This window comes from Streptomyces virginiae (genome assembly GCF_000720455.1).
In the GTDB taxonomy this organism is placed as follows: domain Bacteria; phylum Actinomycetota; class Actinomycetes; order Streptomycetales; family Streptomycetaceae; genus Streptomyces; species Streptomyces virginiae.
Genome location: NZ_JOAK01000012.1, coordinates 83,973 through 98,955 on the forward strand (window position 1 = coordinate 83,973; position 14,983 = coordinate 98,955).

The window sequence follows — 14,983 nt, forward strand, 5'->3', positions numbered from 1 at the left end:
AGCACCCGACACGTCGTACGGGCCGGGGGTTCCCACCCTACGACGGCGCCCGCACCGGCGCGCGAGGGATTCGGGTCACGGCGTGCGGGCGCGTCCGCGGGGCGACCCTGATCATCCCGGGACCCTCCTCAGCCTAAAGACGTTGCTCCCGCTTTACGATGTTCACGTAACCACCGCCTGAGCTCGCCGCGTCCTTTTCGCAGGAGTTCACGCCGAACGGCCGAGGAGCACGAGTCCGTGACGAGCGATGCCATAGCCCGCCCGGCACCGGCCCCCCAGGCCCCGCCCAGGGCGGCCGCCTCCCGCTGGCCCGCGCCCTGGCTGGTGGCCTGCGGGCTCTTCCTCGTCTACCTCGTGCTGTCCGTCGGCCGGTTCCGGCGCATGGACTGGGCCTCCTGGGACCTGGGGATCTTCGAGCAGGCGATCCGGGCGTACGCCCACCTCCAGGAGCCGGTCGCCGACCTGAAGGGGCCGGGCGCCAACATCCTCGGGGACCACTTCAGCCCGATCATCGCGCTCATCGCGCCCGTCTACCGGGTCTTCCCCGGGCCGATCACGCTGCTGGTCGTACAGGCCGCGCTGTTCGCGCTCTCCGCGGTGCCCGTCACCCGGGCGGCCGGACGGCTCCTGGGCCGGGCCCGCGGGATCGCCGTCGGCGTCGCGTACGGCCTGTCCTGGGGCATCCAGCGGGCGGTGGAGTTCGACTTCCACGAGATCGCCTTCGCCGTGCCGCTGCTGGCCTTCGCCCTGGAGGCGGTCCTGGCCCGGCGCTGGCGGGCCGCCCTGCTGTGGGGGCTGCCGCTGCTCCTCGTCAAGGAGGACCTCGGCTTCACGCTGGCCGCCCTGGCGGTCGTGGTGGCCTGGCGCGCCCGCGGCTGCGACCGGCGCACCGTCTGGACGGCGCTCGGCATCGCCGCGGCCGCCTGCGTGTTCGCCGTACTGGTGTTCACCGTGTTCATACCGGCCTTCGCGGCCGACGGCTACGGCTACTGGAACAAGATCGAGGGCGGCGGCCCCTTCGCCGGTGCCGGCACCAAGCTGGCCACGCTGGGCTGGGTGCTGATCCCCACCTCCGGCCTGCTCGCCCTGCGCTCGCCCCTGCTGCTGGTCGCCGCGCCCACCCTCGGCTGGCGGTTCCTGTCCGGGGACGACCACTACTGGTCGACCGACTGGCACTACAGCGCCGTGCTGATGCCCGTCGTCGCCCTCGCCCTGGTCGACGCCATCGACACCGTCCGGCGCGGCGACCGGCCCCGGCTGCGCGCCTACGCCCTCCAGATGCCCACGGCGGTGCTCGCCGCGTCCCTCGCCCTGGCCATGACCAGCATGCCGACCGCCAAGCTCACGGAGGCGTCCACCTACGAGAAGCCCGAACGCGTCGTCGCGATCGAGCGGCTCCTCGACCGGATCCCCGACGGGGCCACCGTGGAGGCGGACACCACGCCGCTGACCCGGCTGACCTCCCGCTGCCGCGTCCTGTGGATCGGCGGCAGCAAGGGCGTCGTCCCCGACTGGATCACCATCGACAACGGGAACAAGTGGGCCGGTGAGGACCCGACCGGCTACGCCTCCCAGCTCCACCCGGGCGAGCGGTACACCCTGGTGGGCGAGGCCGGCGGGATCGTCCTGATGCGGCGCGGCACCACCGGCTGAGCGGGCCCCTGCCCCCCTGCGCGAAAGGGCGCAGGCCCGGGACTCGCGGTCCCGGGCCTGCGCCCACCCCCGTACGAACGCGGCGCCGGCTACTCGCTCGCGATCGCGTTCAGGACGTTCATCCGCCCGGCCCGGAAGGCCGGGACCAGTGCGGCGAACAGGCCCACGAAGGCCGAAGCGGCGAACACCCCGATGATCGTCGGCCACGGGATCTCCAGGACCTTCAGGCCCTCCAGCGCCAGCAGCTGCTGTGCGGTGGCGCCCCAGCCCATGCCCAGCCCGAGACCGAGCAGGGCACCGAAGAGGGCGATGACCACCGACTCCAGGCGGATCATGCGGCGCAGCTGGCGGCGGGAGAGACCGATGGCGCGCATCAGGCCGATCTCGCGGGTCCGCTCGACCACCGACAGGGCCAGGGTGTTCACGACGCCCAGCACCGCGACGATGATCGCGAGGCCGAGGAGGCCGTAGACCATGTTGAGCAGCTGGCCGACCTGGTCCTTCAGGGCCTGCTTGTAGTCGGTCTGGTTGCGCACCGCGTACTGCGGGTACTCGCCCATGGCCGCCTTGACCGACTTGTAGGCGGCGGCGTCGGACTGCCCGTCCTTGGCGGTGGCCAGCAGCATGAAGGGCAGCGGCATCCGGTCCGCCGGCACGTTCGCCCGCGCGGTCTCGGTGCTGATGTACTTCATGCCCTTGTCGAGGTTGCCCTCGTCGCTGGTGATCGCCGCGACCTTCAGCTTGACCGTCTTGCCGCCGCTGAAGGCGACCGTCATCTCGTCACCGAGCTTGATGGCGTGCTTGGCGGCGTACAGGGAGCCGACCGACATGGAGCCGTCGCCGTAGGCCGCAGCGTGCTCGCCGGCCGTCATCTTGCGCCGGATGTCCTTGGCGTACGTCGGGTCCGTCGCGCCGAGGTCGGTCTCCTCGGTGGTGCCGTCGGGCGCGGTGAGCTTGACCTCCAGCTGGCGGTAGGCGGTGACGTGGTCGAGGCCGGCGGTGGCGCGCAGCGCCTGCTCGGCCTGCGGCAGGACGGGCTGGCCGGACTCGGAGGCGACGATGTAGTCCGCGCCGACGGACTGGTCGAGCTCTTCGGTCGCGGAGGCCACCATCGAGGAGCCGACCACCGACAGGCAGGCGACCAGCGCGAGGCCGATCATCAGCGCGGCGGCGGTGGCGCCGGTGCGGCGCGGGTTGCGCAGGGCGTTGCGCTCGGCGAGCCGGCCCACGGACCCGAAGGGCCGCAGGACCACACCGGAGAGCACCCGCACCACGCCCGCGGCGAGCAGCGGGCCGATGACGATGAAGCCGATGAGGGTGAGGACGACGCCCAGGCCCAGCCAGAGGGATCCGGCCGCGGCCTTCTCCGCGGCTCCGGCGAGGTAGAGGGAGGCTGCGCCGATGCCGGTGAGGACCAGACCGAGCGCGGCGCGGACCCGGCCGGCCTTCTTGTCGCCCGGGGTCCCGGACTCGCGCAGCGCGGCCATCGGGGAGACCTTGCCGGCGCGGCGGGCCGGGACGAAGGCGGAGACGACGGTCACGATGACACCGAGGACGATGCCGACGACGGGCGTGGTCCAGGCGACCGTCAGGTCGTCGGTGGACAGGTGCATGCCCATCTGGCCCATGAGCGCCATCAGTCCGACGGCCAGGCCCACGCCCGCGGCGACGCCCAGGACCGAGCCGACCACGCCGAGCAGGAAGGCCTCCACGACCACGGACTTCAGGACCTGTCCGCTGTCGGCGCCGATGGCGCGCATCAGGCCGATCTCACGGGTGCGCTGGGCGACCAGCATGGAGAAGGTGTTGAAGATCAGGAAGATGCCGACGAGGAAGGCGATGCCGGCGAAGCCGAGCATCACGTACTTCATGACGTTCAGGAAGGCGCCGACGTCCTTGCGGTTGGCGTCCGCCGCTTCCTTGGCGGTCTGGAGCTTGTAGGCGTCCGCTCCGACGGCTCGTCCGACGTTCGCCTTGAGCTGCTCGTCGCTCACGCCGTCCTTGGCGGTGACGTTGACGTGCGTGAAGGAGTCGGGGGAGCCGAGCAGCGACTTCTGCGCGGTGGCCGTGTCGAAATAGACGACGGCCGCGCCCGGGTTGGTCACGGTGAAGGCGGCGATACCGGTGATCTTGGCGCGGATGTCGCCGGTGATGGCGATGGTGCGCAGTTCGTCACCGAGCACCAGGCCGTGCTTCTTCGCGGTGTCGGCGTCGACCATCACCTCGGTGGGGCCGCGCGGCGCCTGCCCCGAGGTGATCTTCATGGACTTGAGCTCGTTGTCGCTCCAGTTGCCCGCGATGGTCGGGGCGCCGGTGGTCGAGCCCATGTTCTCGTTCTTGGCGTTGACGACCGTGACGGCCATCGAGACGACGCCGCCCTCGGCGCTCTTGACGCCCTCGGCCTTCTTGACCTGCTCGACGACCGAGCCCGCCAGCGTCTCGGGCTTGCCGCGGTCGGGGGTCTCCTCCCCGCTCTCGGCGCTCTTGGGGCTGACGGTCACGTCGGAGTTGGTGACGGCGAACAGCTTGTCGAAGGTGGTGTTCATGGTGTCGGTGAACACCAGGGTGCCGCAGACGAACGCGACGGAGAGCAGGACCGCGACGGCCGAGAGCGCCATCCGCCCCTTGTGCGCGACGAAGTTGCGCCGCGAGGTCTTCAGGACCGTGTTGCTCATGAGGTCCGCCCGCGCGCGTCGAAGTCCTTCATCCGGTCCAGGACCTGGTCGGCGGTGGGCGCGTGCATCTCGTCGACGATCCGGCCGTCGGCCAGGAAGATGACGCGGTCGGCGTAGGAGGCCGCGACGGGATCGTGGGTGACCATGACGATGGTCTGGCCGAGCTCGTCCACCGAACGGCGCAGGAAGCCGAGGACCTCGGCACCCGCACGGGAGTCCAGGTTTCCGGTCGGCTCGTCACCGAAGATGATCTCGGGGCGGGCGGCGAGGGCGCGGGCGACCGCCACGCGCTGCTGCTGGCCGCCGGACAGTTCGGTCGGACGGTGCTTGAGCCGGCCGGCCAGGCCCACGGTCTCCACCACCCGGTTCAGCCACTCCGCGTCGGGCTTGCGGCCCGCGATGTCCATGGGGAGCGTGATGTTCTCCAGGGCGTTGAGCGTGGGCAGCAGGTTGAAGGCCTGGAAGATGAAGCCGATCCGGTCGCGGCGCAGCCGCGTCAGCTTCTTGTCCTTCAGCCCGGTGATCTCGGTGTCGTCCAGGTGGATCTGCCCGCTGGTCACCGTGTCGAGGCCGGCCAGGCAGTGCATCAGCGTGGACTTGCCGGAGCCGGAGGGGCCCATGATCGCGGTGAACCGGCCGCGCATGATGTCCACGTCCACCTCGTCGAGGGCGACGACACGCGTCTCCCCGGAGCCGTAGGCCTTGACGACCTTCCGCGCCCGGGCCGCGACGGCAGCATGCCCTCCAGTACCCCCGTGCCTGGTTTCGGTCATTGCCGTTGTCACGGTCTGTCTCCTTCTTCGAAATGCGTACGTGTGCGTGAACGTCCGTGCGTGCTTCGCCGTGATGAGTCTGTGGCGGCAGGGCCCTACGGCGCGCTGGTGCCCGTAGCCGTATCCACCCGGGGGTTAACCCCACCCGGCCCCCCGGTTCGTATGCTCCAGTTAAGGAGACGCCGGAGGCCTCCACCTCCTCCGCCGGGAGGAAACACCCCTGGCCCGTAGTGCGGAGGGACCCCTAGGGGTTGTCCGCCCTTCGGACGAGACGGCCTGGGGGATACCGCCCGCACGACGGCGGTGAGATGGTGTCCCCCGCAACTACGTGCAAGGGGAAGGAATCTCGGTGCCGGCAGCGGACAGCACGGACGCGGGCCCGGACGGCATACCCGCCGGGCGTGCGGGCGCCGCCCCCGGCGCCGCCGTTTCGGCCACGGGCACGAACGCGGGCACGCACACGGGCGGGCCCGCGGGCGGGGGTACGGGCGGGGCCGCCGGCGGGGGCGCGGACCGGCCGGCCGAACGCCCGGCGACCCCGGTGGTCGCCTCCCTGATGCTCGGCATGGCCCTCGTCGCCCTCGACAGCACCATCGTCGCCACCGCCGTCCCGCAGATCGTCGGCGACCTCGGCGGCTTCTCCGTCTTCTCCTGGCTCTTCTCCGGCTACCTGCTCGCCGTCACCGTCACCCTGCCGGTCTACGGCAAGCTGTCCGACACCTTCGGCCGCAAGCCCGTCCTGCTCTTCGGCATCGCCCTCTTCCTCCTCGGCTCGCTGCTGTGCGCGTCCGCCTGGAACATGGCCGCCCTCATCGCCTTCCGCATCGTCCAGGGCCTGGGCGGCGGAGCCCTCCAGGGCACCGTCCAGACCCTGGCCGCCGACCTGTACCCGCTCAAGGAACGCCCGCGGATCCAGGCCCGCATGTCCAGCGTCTGGGCCACCTCGGCCGTGGCCGGCCCCGCCCTCGGCGGGCTGCTCGCCTCCTACGCGCACTGGCGGTGGATCTTCCTGATCAACCTGCCGCTGGCCGCCATCGCCCTGTGGATGATCACCCGTCACCTGACGGAGCCCGTACGCTCCCCGGGCCGCCGCGGCCCGGTCGACTGGGCGGGCGCCCTCGGCGTCTTCTGCTGCGGCGGCCTCCTGCTCTTCGCGCTCGTCCAGGGCGGGGTCGCCTGGCCCTGGCTGTCCGCCCCCTCACTGGGCCTGCTGGGCGCGAGCGCCGTCCTGGCCGCCGTGGTGGTGCGGGTGGAACGGCGCGCGGAGGAACCGATCCTGCCCGGCTGGGTGTGGCGCCGGCGCACCATCGCCGCCGTCAACCTGGCCATGGGCGCGCTCGGCCTGCTGATGGTCGCCCCGATGGTCTTCATGCCGACGTACGCCCAGTCCGTACTCGACCTCGGCCCCGTCGGCGCCGGACTCGTCATGTCCGTGATGACCCTGAGCTGGCCCGTCACCGCCGCCCTCAGCCAGCACGTCTACCGGCGCATCGGCTTCCGCAACAGCGCGGCCGTCGGCATCGGCCTCGCCGCGGTGATCCTGTACTCCTTCACCCTGCTCCCGTACCCCGCCCGGCCCTGGCAGCCCGCCCTGATCATGCTGCTGCTCGGCGCCTCCCTCGGCCTCTTCCAGCTCCCGCTGATCGTCGGGGTCCAGTCCACCGTGGGCTGGGCCGAACGCGGCACCACCACGGCCTCGGTGCTCTTCTGCCGCCAGGTCGGCCAGAGCGTGGGCGCCGCCCTGCTCGCAGCCGTCGCCAACGCCACCATCGCCGCCCGCCTGGCGGACGCCCCCGTGGCCGGACTCCCGCGCCACCTCGACGACGTCGCCAAGGCCCTGGAGCACCCGGACCTGCTCCCCCGGGCCGCCGCCGACCACCTGCGCGGGGCCGTGGCCGCCGCCGTGGAGCACATCTTCCTCGGCGCTACGGCGGCCGCCGTGGCCGCGCTGCTCGTCCTGCTCCTGGTGGCACCCCGCAGATTCCCGGTCCTCCCCGAACTGCGCGACGACTGAACCGCCGGCGCCCGGAGAGCCGCCTTGTCATGACCAGGGCAGTGGGCGACCCTCGTACGCAGCACCGTCATCCGGGGGGACACCATGGCATCCGCACTGTGCGCACTACTGTTACTGGCCGCGCTGGCCGGCCCGCTCTGCCTGCGGCTGAGCCGCCATCCGGCCTTCATCACCGGCCGCGACGGCCGGCTCTCCACCTCCACGGCACTCGCCCTGGCCTGGACGGTGATCCTGGTCTGGCTCCTGCTCGCCATCCTGGGCTACGGCCTCACCGCGGGCGGCGGAGTGGCCTACTTCCGCGGCGCCGACGGCCCGCTGTCCACACTGACGACGGTGTACCTGCCGCTGCTCGGCGGCCCGTACGTGGCGCTGATCGCCGCCAAGACCGTCGTAGGCCTGCGCGTGGAACACGGCAGCCTGGCCAAACCCCCCGCCCCGCCGACCCCGTCCGGCCGCCGCCCGCTGCGGGAGCTCATCGCGAACGACAGCGGACGCACCGACCTCGTCGACCTCCAGTACGTCACGCTCAGCGCGACCACGATGCTCTACGTCGTCCTCTTCTTCCTCGCCGACGTGGGTGCGGGCCTGCCCCGCCTGCCCGAGGAGATCTGGGCCCTGACGGGTGCCCCGGCGGGCGCCTACCTCTTCAACAAGATCGCCACCCGCGCCAACCCGGTGATCACCGGAGCCTCCGTCTCCGGCGACCACCTCACGGTCGAGGGCGGCGGCTTCGCCGACGCCCGCCTGACGGTCGACGGCGCCGCCGTCCCCACCCGGTCCGACCCGCTGACGGGCACCCTGACCGCCCCCCTCCCGCCCGAGGCGCACCCCCCGCTCACCCTGGTGGTCACCGCCCGCGGCCTGCGCAGCGATCCGTACTGCTACGAAGGCCCCGCCGTCCCGGCCCAGCCGACCGCGAACTAGGTCGTGTCCGCAAAGTCCCGCCTGCGCGGCGGACTGGCGAGTCAGTCGCCCTTGTGGCGGGCGTAGTAGCGCGCCACACGGGTCCGGTTGCCGCAGACCCCGGCCACGCACCAGCGGCGGCGCGGGTGCGCGGGGAGGAACAGCAGCACGCAGTCGTGCGCCTCGCACTCACGCACCCGGCCGGCGCCCGGGTCCGTCAGCAGCTCCGCGACCGCGTCGGCCAGTTCGGCCGCGAGCCGCCGGGCCGGCTCCGCCTGCCTGTGCACGGCCGCGCCCAGCCCGGCCTCCTCGCTCCAGGCCAGCACCCGGTGGCACGGCGCCCCCGACAGGGCCCCGTTCAGCACGCGCAGCGACTGCGCCGGGGGCCGCTCACCGCGCCGGACGGCATCGAGCGCCGGCCGCGCCGCCTCCCGTACGGCCCGTACGGCGGCCACCTCGCCCTCGCCCACGGCATCGACGGCGGTCAGCCGCCCCGCCTGCTCCGCCAGCCAGGCGGCGAGCCCCGCCCGGTCGGCGACGAGGTCGCCCTCCGCGGTCCGGGTGTTGAGGAGGTCCAGCGCGAGGTGCTCGCCGATCAGAGGAAAAGTGGTCACTCGCTAATGCTAATGCAACCGCTTGACCCATTACAGATCGCCAGCGAGACTAATGGAAACAAGGACGCAGGAGGCATGTGATGACCGCTCGCCGCACCATCCCCACCATCCGGCACCGCTCCGTCGACGTGGACGGCGTCCGCGTCGCCTACCGCGAGAGCGGCCCGGCCGAGGGCCCCGTACTCCTGCTCCTGCACGGCTTCCCCACCGCCTCGCACCAGTTCGCCCGCCTCATGGACGCCCTCGGCGACACCCCCCACCGCCTGGTCGCCCCCGACCTCCCCGGCTTCGGCCACACCACCACCCCCGCCGGCTTCACCCACACCTTCGACCGGCTCGCCGACATCGTGGAGGGCTTCACCGACGCCCTCGCCCTCGACCGCTACGCCCTCTACGTCTTCGACTTCGGCGCCCCCGTCGGACTACGGCTCGCCACCCGCCGCCCCGACCGGATCACCGGCCTCATCGTCCAGAACGGCAACGCCTACGACGAGGGCCTCTCCGACGCCGCCCGCGAGTTCGCCGGCCTGCGCCGCCCCGGCGACGAGGAACGCGTCCGCGGCCTCTTCACCCCCGAGGGCACCCGCTTCCAGTACGAGACCGGCGTCGCCGACACCACCCTGATCTCCCCCGACAGCTGGACCCTCGACCTCCACCACCTCGACCGGCCCGGCCGCACCGACGCCCAGGCCGACCTCGCCTTCGACTACGCGTCCAACTTCGCCCACTACCCCGCCTGGCAGGCCTGGCTGCGCACCGCCCGCATACCGGTACTGGTCGTCTGGGGAGCGGGCGACCCCTTCTTCACCCCGGCGGGCGCGAAGGCCTACCTCCGCGACGCCCCCGACGCCGAGGTCCACGTCTTCGAGGACGCGGGCCACTTCGCCCTGGAAACCCACCTCCCCCGGATCGCCCCCCTGATCGAGGACTTCCTCAAGCCGCTGCGATAGCCACCAGGGCAGCGAGGACGCGACTCGCCCCGGCCGGGGACGGGGACGGGGACGGGGTGGGTGCTGTCAGGGACGTGAAACGTGATTTGTTGGCGCGGCAGGAGCCCGTAGAACTCAATCCGCCTCAGGCGCCATAATTCATGCAGTCCCGGACGGTACCCACCCCGGCCCCGGGCCTGGCCCCACCCCGACCCGGTCGGCCACACCCGCCCCGGCCCGGCCGGGGCAACGCCCCCGCCTCAGCCCTCCGCCGGCGCCCGCCCCGTCAGCGCCGACAGGCTGGCCTTCACATGGGCCATGTGCGCCCGCATCTCCTCCTGCGCCTCCACGTGCTCGCGCAGCACCCGCTCCGTCTCCCGACCGATCCGCTCCTGCGCCACCCTCGCCTGCGCCAACAACTCCGCGGCCCGCGCCTCCGCGTCCTCCTGCCCGTGCCGCGCCGCTTCCTCCGCCTCCGCGTACCCCCGCCGCGCCTCCGCCAGCCCGGCCTCCGCGTACCGCTCCGCCTCCGCGTGCCGCGTGTCCGCCTCCGACTCCCGCGCCGCCAGCTCGCGCCCCGCCGCCTCCCAGCGCTCCCCCTGCTCCCGTTCCCGCTCCACCCGCGCCGCCTCCGCCCGGCGCCGCACCTGCGCCAGCGCCGCCGCCGCGTCCGCCCGCCACGCGGCCGCGTCCTGGCGCGCCCCCGCCCGCAGGTCGTCCGCCTCCCGCTCCGCCCGCAACAGCCCCTGCCGCGCCCGGACCTCGGTCTGCTCCCGCACCGCCTCCGCGTCGCCGCGCGCCAGTTCCGCCGCCCGCTCGGCCCGCGCCCCGGCGGCGTCCAGCGTCGCGGCCGCGTCCGCCCGCGCCTCCGCCCGTACGGACTCCGCCTCCTCCTCCGCCAGCAGCAGGATCCGCCGGGCCCGTTCGCCCAGCTCGTCGTACGTCTGCGGGGCGAGCCCGGCCACCACCTCGCGCAGCCGGGCCGCCTCCGCCTCCATCTGCTTGGCCAGGACCGTCAGCCGCGCCACCCGCTCCCAGGCCTCGTCACGGCTCCCGGAGAGCCGGGCGAGATACCGGTCGACCTCTTCCATGCGGTAGCCGCGACCGCGCACGGTCCCAATGGGTGCACTCATCCTGGATGCGCCTCTCTCGCGGGGATTCCCGTCAAGGATGCGCCATTTGCTCCCTGAAGCCCGAATGGCCGGGCCGAGACCCCCTCCGAGGGTCCCGACCCGGCCACTCACACTCACACTCAGACGGCCGTCACAACAGGCCGTCCCACATCTGCTCCAGCAGCACCGACCACCAGTTCTCCGGCGACGACAGCGCGGCGCTGTCCAGCCCCGCCAGATTCGCCTGGAAATCGACGGTCCAGCGCCCCGCCTGCTCCGGCGTCAGATGCTGGCGCAGCCGCCACATGTGACCCAGCATCGCCATCGAGCGCACGAACTGCGGCAGGCTCGAATTCACGAACTGCGGCGGCACCGGGGCACCCCCCGGACCGCCCTCGACCGGCACCGCCACGATGTGCGCGGTCCCGTACTGCACGCACAGCGCCTTGCCGAAGTCGCTGCCGATCACCAGGTACGAACCCGCGTCCGTCGCCGGCTGCACCTGCCGCTGCCCCGCCAGCTCGGCCAGCGTCGGCACCGGCTGCCCCGGCGCCGCCTGCGCCCAGAAGAACGGCCCGAAATCGACCGGCAGGCCCGCCCACATCAGCGTCTGCGCCACGATCTCCGGCACACCCTGACGGGACACCGCCCGCTGGTCGAACCGGAACACGCCCTGCGGACCGAACGCCGCCGCCAGCTCCTGCCCGATGGCCTCCAGCGGGATCGCCGGCTGCAGCGGAACCTGCGGCAGCGGCGCGCGCACCGGCGCCGGGCGCGCCGGACCGTCGGCGACCTGGTGCAGCTCGCCCTGATGGGTGAGCAGGTGCCGCATGCCCTGCTGACGGCCCGCGTGGTCCTGCCCGTACGGAGCGACGCTCGTGATCCGCACCTGCGGCCACGTCTCCCGGATCATCCGGGCGCAGTAACCGCCGGGCAGCTCACAGGACTCCAGCTCGGTGTGCAGCTCCAGCACCTGCTGCGGCGGCACGTTCATCGCGCGCAGCTCGTAGAGGATCTGCCACTCCGGGTGCGGGGTACCGGGCGCCGAGCGGCGGATGAGCTGCTGCTCGGAGCCGTCGGGAGCGCGGTAGCGCAGTACGGCCTGGTAGCCGGGGCCGACCGTGGGCGCACCCGTCGGGGCCTGCGGCTGCGCCGCGGGGCCGCCGGGCGGCGGACCGGGCGGACCGGGCGGCTGCGGTACGCCGGGGCCCGCGAGCATCGTCGCGGCATGGTCGAGCCCACCACCGGGCGCACCGGGAGCCCCGGGCGGACCGGGAGGCTGGGGTACGCCCGGACCCGCGAGCATCGTCGCGGCGTGATGGGCCCCGCCACCGGGAGCGGCGGGCGGACCGGGCGGACCCGGAGGCTGCGGCGCACCGGCACCCGCGCCCGGAGCACCGGGCGGACCGGGAGGCGCCGGCGGCTGACCCGTCACGGCCGGACCGGCCAGCATCGTCGCGGCGTGGTCGAGCCCACGACCCAGCGACCCGGGAGCCCCGGGCGGACCCGGAGGCGCCGGCGGCTGACCCGTCACGGCCGGACCGGCCAGCATCGTCGCGGCGTGGTCGAGCCCACCGGGGGCCCCGGGCGCACCCGGCGCCCCGGGCGGACCGGGCGGCGTCGACGGCTGCCCCGCACCCGGAGCCCCCGCGGCGCCCGGCCGCGAGACCCGGGCCTTGCTCGTCGGCGCGTCCGCGATGTCCTGCGACGAGGACCCCAGCGCGGGCACGATCGCGGTCCTCGGCAGCTGGCTGCCGCCCGGCATCAGCGTCGTCTTCGCCTCGGAGGCCACGCCGGAGGGCGCCGGAGCGTCCTCCAGGTCCGACCCGGACAGCGGCGGCGCGAACACGGTCGCCGGCAGCGGCACGGACGCGTCGTCGGTGCCGGAATTCACATCGGTCCCCGCCCAGGGCGTGGCCCCGGTCGGCACCGCGGCCGCGGGAGTCGCCGGAACCCCGTCGTTGGCGGTCGGCTCGTACGGGATCTCACCGCCGCGCCGCAACGGCACCGCGTCCACGGCGCCCGGAACCACAGCGGGAGTCTCGGCCGGACCGGACTCCGCCGAAGCCGAAGCCGAAGCCGACTCCGCCGACGGCGACGCGGAAGCCGGGGCCGCCGCGGCGGCAGGCGCGCGCGGGATCCCCGCGCGGTCGGCCGCCTCCTGCAGCCACTCCGGCGGACTGAGCATGAACGACGTCTGCTCCGAGTCGATCCGCGGCGGCGGAACCGAAGCCTCCGAAGGCGGCGTCGCGGCCGCGGCCCCGTACTCCTCCTCGTACCGGCGGATCACCTCACCCACCGGCAGCCCCGGCCAGAGCGTCACCTCGCCGCTGTCGCGGGCGATGACCAGCCGCTGCCGGCCGCCCCCCGACACCGGACCCGCCGCACGGTCCTCCGCCCACACCACGAACCCGAGCCCGAACTCCCGTACGCGCACCTCACGGTGCTGGTACGCGGGCACGTCCCCGTTGATCCATTCCTCGGCGCGCTCCTGCGCCTGCGCAAACGTCACCATCGCGCCGTCACCCCTCATCCGAACCGGTACGCGCCACCGGAACCGAACGTGCGAATCCGCCGTCCACCATCAGACCGGCCACCGTCTCCAGTTCCGGCGGGTTACCCGCCAACCGCTCCAGAAAGGCGTCGAAATCACCGCCGCACGGCAGCAAAAGCCGCTCCACGCGCTCCTGCACCGACCAGCCGTCCCGGTCGCGTGCGTCGTCGTACGGGGAGAACCACACCGATCCGATGCCCTCGCCCTTCACCTTCAGCGCGAGCAGTCCGCCCTGCGCGAAGGCGACGCACAGGTAGTCCTTCGTGAGGTGGTCGCGCAGGCACTTGTTGACGTACACCAGGTCATTGATCGCGGCCTCCTCCCGCACCGTGAAGAACGGCTGGTCGACCAGTACGCCCAGGTCCACGTCCAGGCCCGCGCCCACCGGCGCGCAACCGCCGGCGGCCTTCAGGAACGAGCGGTACGCCTCGGGCAGCCGGTAGCCGAGGTCCTCCTCGACCCCCTGCACCTGCTCCTCGCCGACCGACACCACCGACTTCGGCAGCCCCAGGTGCGCGGGGCGCACCTCCTGCAACGGCCGCGTCCCGCGCTTCTCGTGGTCGACCGGAGCCGTCGTCAGACCCGCGTGGTGCCGCAGCAGCGCCTTCACCTCGACGGGGACGAGCTCCATGCGCCGCGAACCCGCCACGTGGTGCCAGGTCCAGCCGTGCGGGGTGGCCACCGGCCCGACCGTGTCCCACAACTCGTGCCCCGCGGCCTTCATCGCCGCGTTCGCGGACACGTAGTCCGTCAGCCGCAACTCGTCGACGCCGAAGCCCTCGGGCGGTTCGGCGATCTCCACCGCCGCACGCGCGTAGGCGGAGAAGTCCGGATACCCGTCGCCGTCCATCCGCACTCCGTGGGGATGCCGAGCGGCCCGGACCGGGTCCGGGAAATGCACGACCTGCCCCGAGTAAGCGGCGTTGGGTGGCGCGGCCTGCTGCCCGAGCCGACCTGTCGTCATGGCGGTAGCCCCCTGCTGGATCTGGCTGGTTCACCACAGCCTATGCGCTGGGGCAAGAGGCTCCCCCGCCCGCGACCCGCACACCAGCCCGAGGGCCAGGAACATCCGAATTGATACGAAAATTCGACCCCGCTTCCGTATGACAGATGACATTTGGCAGGCTGTCCCCGCAGCACGGGGGCGTGCGCGAAAGCGGTCACCACCGCCGCCACGGGAGGGAAAGCGCGACCATGCAGAACACGGCAACACGTACGGATCCGGGCGACGGCACCGCCGGAGCGGCCGGCACACCCGCCGAAACGGGCGGCCCCGCCGGCGACCCACGCCTGCGCTGGAGCAGCAGCGACAGCCGGCCCACCCCACCCGTCCTGCGCTTCCGCCGGGACGGCATCCTGCCCACCGTCGCGGCCGCTCTCTCCGTACGCGGTGAGACCCTGACCGGGACCGCCGGCAAGGCCGACCAGCCGCCCGCGCTCCACCCCCTCGTGCAGGACTTCCTGGACACTCTGACCAGCGGCCAGCGCGAACGTTTCACCGGCCGATGTCCCGAGGCGATACTGCTCTCGCGCCACCTGGCCGCCGTCGAGGGCGCCCGCTCCCGGCGCGCCTCCCGCAAACCGCTCTCGCCCAGCGAGGCCCGCCGCTCCCTCAAGCACGCGAAGATCACCGCCCGGCGCATCCGCGAGGACGGCGACCCCCTCCACGGCAGCTACGCGCCCCCCTGCCGCTCCTGCGACGCCCTCCTCGCCCACTTCGGCGTACGCTCCGTCGACCTCACCCCAGCCGAGTAGC

At 73.3% G+C, this 14,983-nt stretch carries 11 protein-coding genes; 5 read left to right on the forward strand and 6 right to left on the reverse strand.

Going from position 1 to position 14,983, the window contains the following annotated elements; genetic code table 11:
• Positions 1–381: 381 nt before the first annotated feature.
• Positions 382–1,653 (forward strand): DUF2079 domain-containing protein, encoded by a 1,272-nt coding sequence (locus tag IG86_RS0119280; RefSeq protein WP_107051928.1) that lies wholly within the window; start codon positions 382–384, stop codon positions 1,651–1,653.
• 89 nt (positions 1,654–1,742) lie between these two features.
• On the opposite strand, the gene IG86_RS0119285 is transcribed toward IG86_RS0119280, so the two are convergent.
• Positions 1,743–4,328, reverse strand: a complete 2,586-nt coding sequence (locus tag IG86_RS0119285; RefSeq protein WP_030827574.1) for an ABC transporter permease — start codon at positions 4,326–4,328, stop codon at positions 1,743–1,745.
• A complete protein-coding gene (locus IG86_RS0119290; RefSeq protein WP_385873209.1) occupies positions 4,325–5,101 on the reverse strand; it encodes an ABC transporter ATP-binding protein in 777 nt (258 codons plus the stop codon). The genes IG86_RS0119285 and IG86_RS0119290 overlap by 4 nt, the downstream gene beginning before the upstream one ends.
• A gap of 388 nt (positions 5,102–5,489) precedes the next feature.
• On the opposite strand from IG86_RS0119290, the gene IG86_RS0119295 reads away from it, so the two are divergent.
• Both IG86_RS0119295 and IG86_RS0119300 read left to right on the forward strand, forming a co-directional pair.
• On the forward strand, positions 5,490–7,115 hold the full coding sequence (locus IG86_RS0119295; protein WP_030898264.1) for an MDR family MFS transporter: 1,626 nt from the start codon (positions 5,490–5,492) through the stop codon (positions 7,113–7,115).
• An 84-nt stretch (positions 7,116–7,199) separates the two neighbouring features.
• Positions 7,200–8,039 (forward strand): hypothetical protein, encoded by an 840-nt coding sequence (locus IG86_RS0119300; protein WP_234316300.1) that lies wholly within the window; start codon positions 7,200–7,202, stop codon positions 8,037–8,039.
• A gap of 41 nt (positions 8,040–8,080) precedes the next feature.
• Here the strand turns inward: IG86_RS0119300 and IG86_RS0119305 are convergent, their stop codons facing one another.
• On the reverse strand, positions 8,081–8,632 hold the full coding sequence (locus IG86_RS0119305; RefSeq protein WP_030827564.1) for a CGNR zinc finger domain-containing protein: 552 nt from the start codon (positions 8,630–8,632) through the stop codon (positions 8,081–8,083).
• Between the two features lie 80 nt (positions 8,633–8,712).
• On the opposite strand from IG86_RS0119305, the gene IG86_RS0119310 reads away from it, so the two are divergent.
• Complete coding sequence (locus IG86_RS0119310; RefSeq protein WP_030827562.1) at positions 8,713–9,582, forward strand: alpha/beta fold hydrolase; 870 nt, start codon at positions 8,713–8,715, stop codon at positions 9,580–9,582.
• A gap of 239 nt (positions 9,583–9,821) precedes the next feature.
• Here IG86_RS0119310 and IG86_RS0119315 read toward each other — a convergent pair whose 3' ends face one another.
• The 3 genes from IG86_RS0119315 to IG86_RS0119325 form a co-directional block, all read right to left on the reverse strand.
• Positions 9,822–10,694 (reverse strand): cellulose-binding protein, encoded by an 873-nt coding sequence (locus IG86_RS0119315; protein ID WP_030827559.1) that lies wholly within the window; start codon positions 10,692–10,694, stop codon positions 9,822–9,824.
• A 130-nt stretch (positions 10,695–10,824) separates the two neighbouring features.
• Complete coding sequence (locus IG86_RS0119320) at positions 10,825–13,188, reverse strand: SUKH-4 family immunity protein (RefSeq protein WP_030898267.1); 2,364 nt, start codon at positions 13,186–13,188, stop codon at positions 10,825–10,827.
• 7 nt (positions 13,189–13,195) lie between these two features.
• On the reverse strand, positions 13,196–14,191 hold the full coding sequence (locus tag IG86_RS0119325) for an SMI1/KNR4 family protein (RefSeq protein ID WP_078848563.1): 996 nt from the start codon (positions 14,189–14,191) through the stop codon (positions 13,196–13,198).
• A 230-nt stretch (positions 14,192–14,421) separates the two neighbouring features.
• On the opposite strand from IG86_RS0119325, the gene IG86_RS0119330 reads away from it, so the two are divergent.
• Positions 14,422–14,982: a YwqJ-related putative deaminase gene (locus IG86_RS0119330; protein ID WP_030898268.1), complete on the forward strand. Its 561-nt coding sequence runs from the start codon at positions 14,422–14,424 to the stop codon at positions 14,980–14,982.
• Position 14,983: the final 1 nt, after the last annotated feature.

Bases quoted from the DNA above. Each gene is read 5' to 3' on its own strand.
- IG86_RS0119280 (WP_107051928.1), top strand. From the start codon at position 382: ATGGACTGGGCCTCCTGGGACCTGGGGATCTTCGAGCAGGCGATCCGG.
- IG86_RS0119285 (WP_030827574.1), bottom strand. From the start codon at position 4,328: ATGAGCAACACGGTCCTGAAGACCTCGCGGCGCAACTTCGTCGCGCAC.
- IG86_RS0119290 (WP_385873209.1), bottom strand. From the start codon at position 5,101: ATGACCGAAACCAGGCACGGGGGTACTGGAGGGCATGCTGCCGTCGCG.
- IG86_RS0119300 (WP_234316300.1), top strand. From the start codon at position 7,200: ATGGCATCCGCACTGTGCGCACTACTGTTACTGGCCGCGCTGGCCGGC.
- IG86_RS0119310 (WP_030827562.1), top strand. From the start codon at position 8,713: ATGACCGCTCGCCGCACCATCCCCACCATCCGGCACCGCTCCGTCGAC.
- IG86_RS0119315 (WP_030827559.1), bottom strand. From the start codon at position 10,694: ATGAGTGCACCCATTGGGACCGTGCGCGGTCGCGGCTACCGCATGGAA.
- IG86_RS0119320 (WP_030898267.1), bottom strand. From the start codon at position 13,188: ATGGTGACGTTTGCGCAGGCGCAGGAGCGCGCCGAGGAATGGATCAAC.
- IG86_RS0119325 (WP_078848563.1), bottom strand. From the start codon at position 14,191: ATGACGACAGGTCGGCTCGGGCAGCAGGCCGCGCCACCCAACGCCGCT.
- IG86_RS0119330 (WP_030898268.1), top strand. From the start codon at position 14,422: ATGCAGAACACGGCAACACGTACGGATCCGGGCGACGGCACCGCCGGA.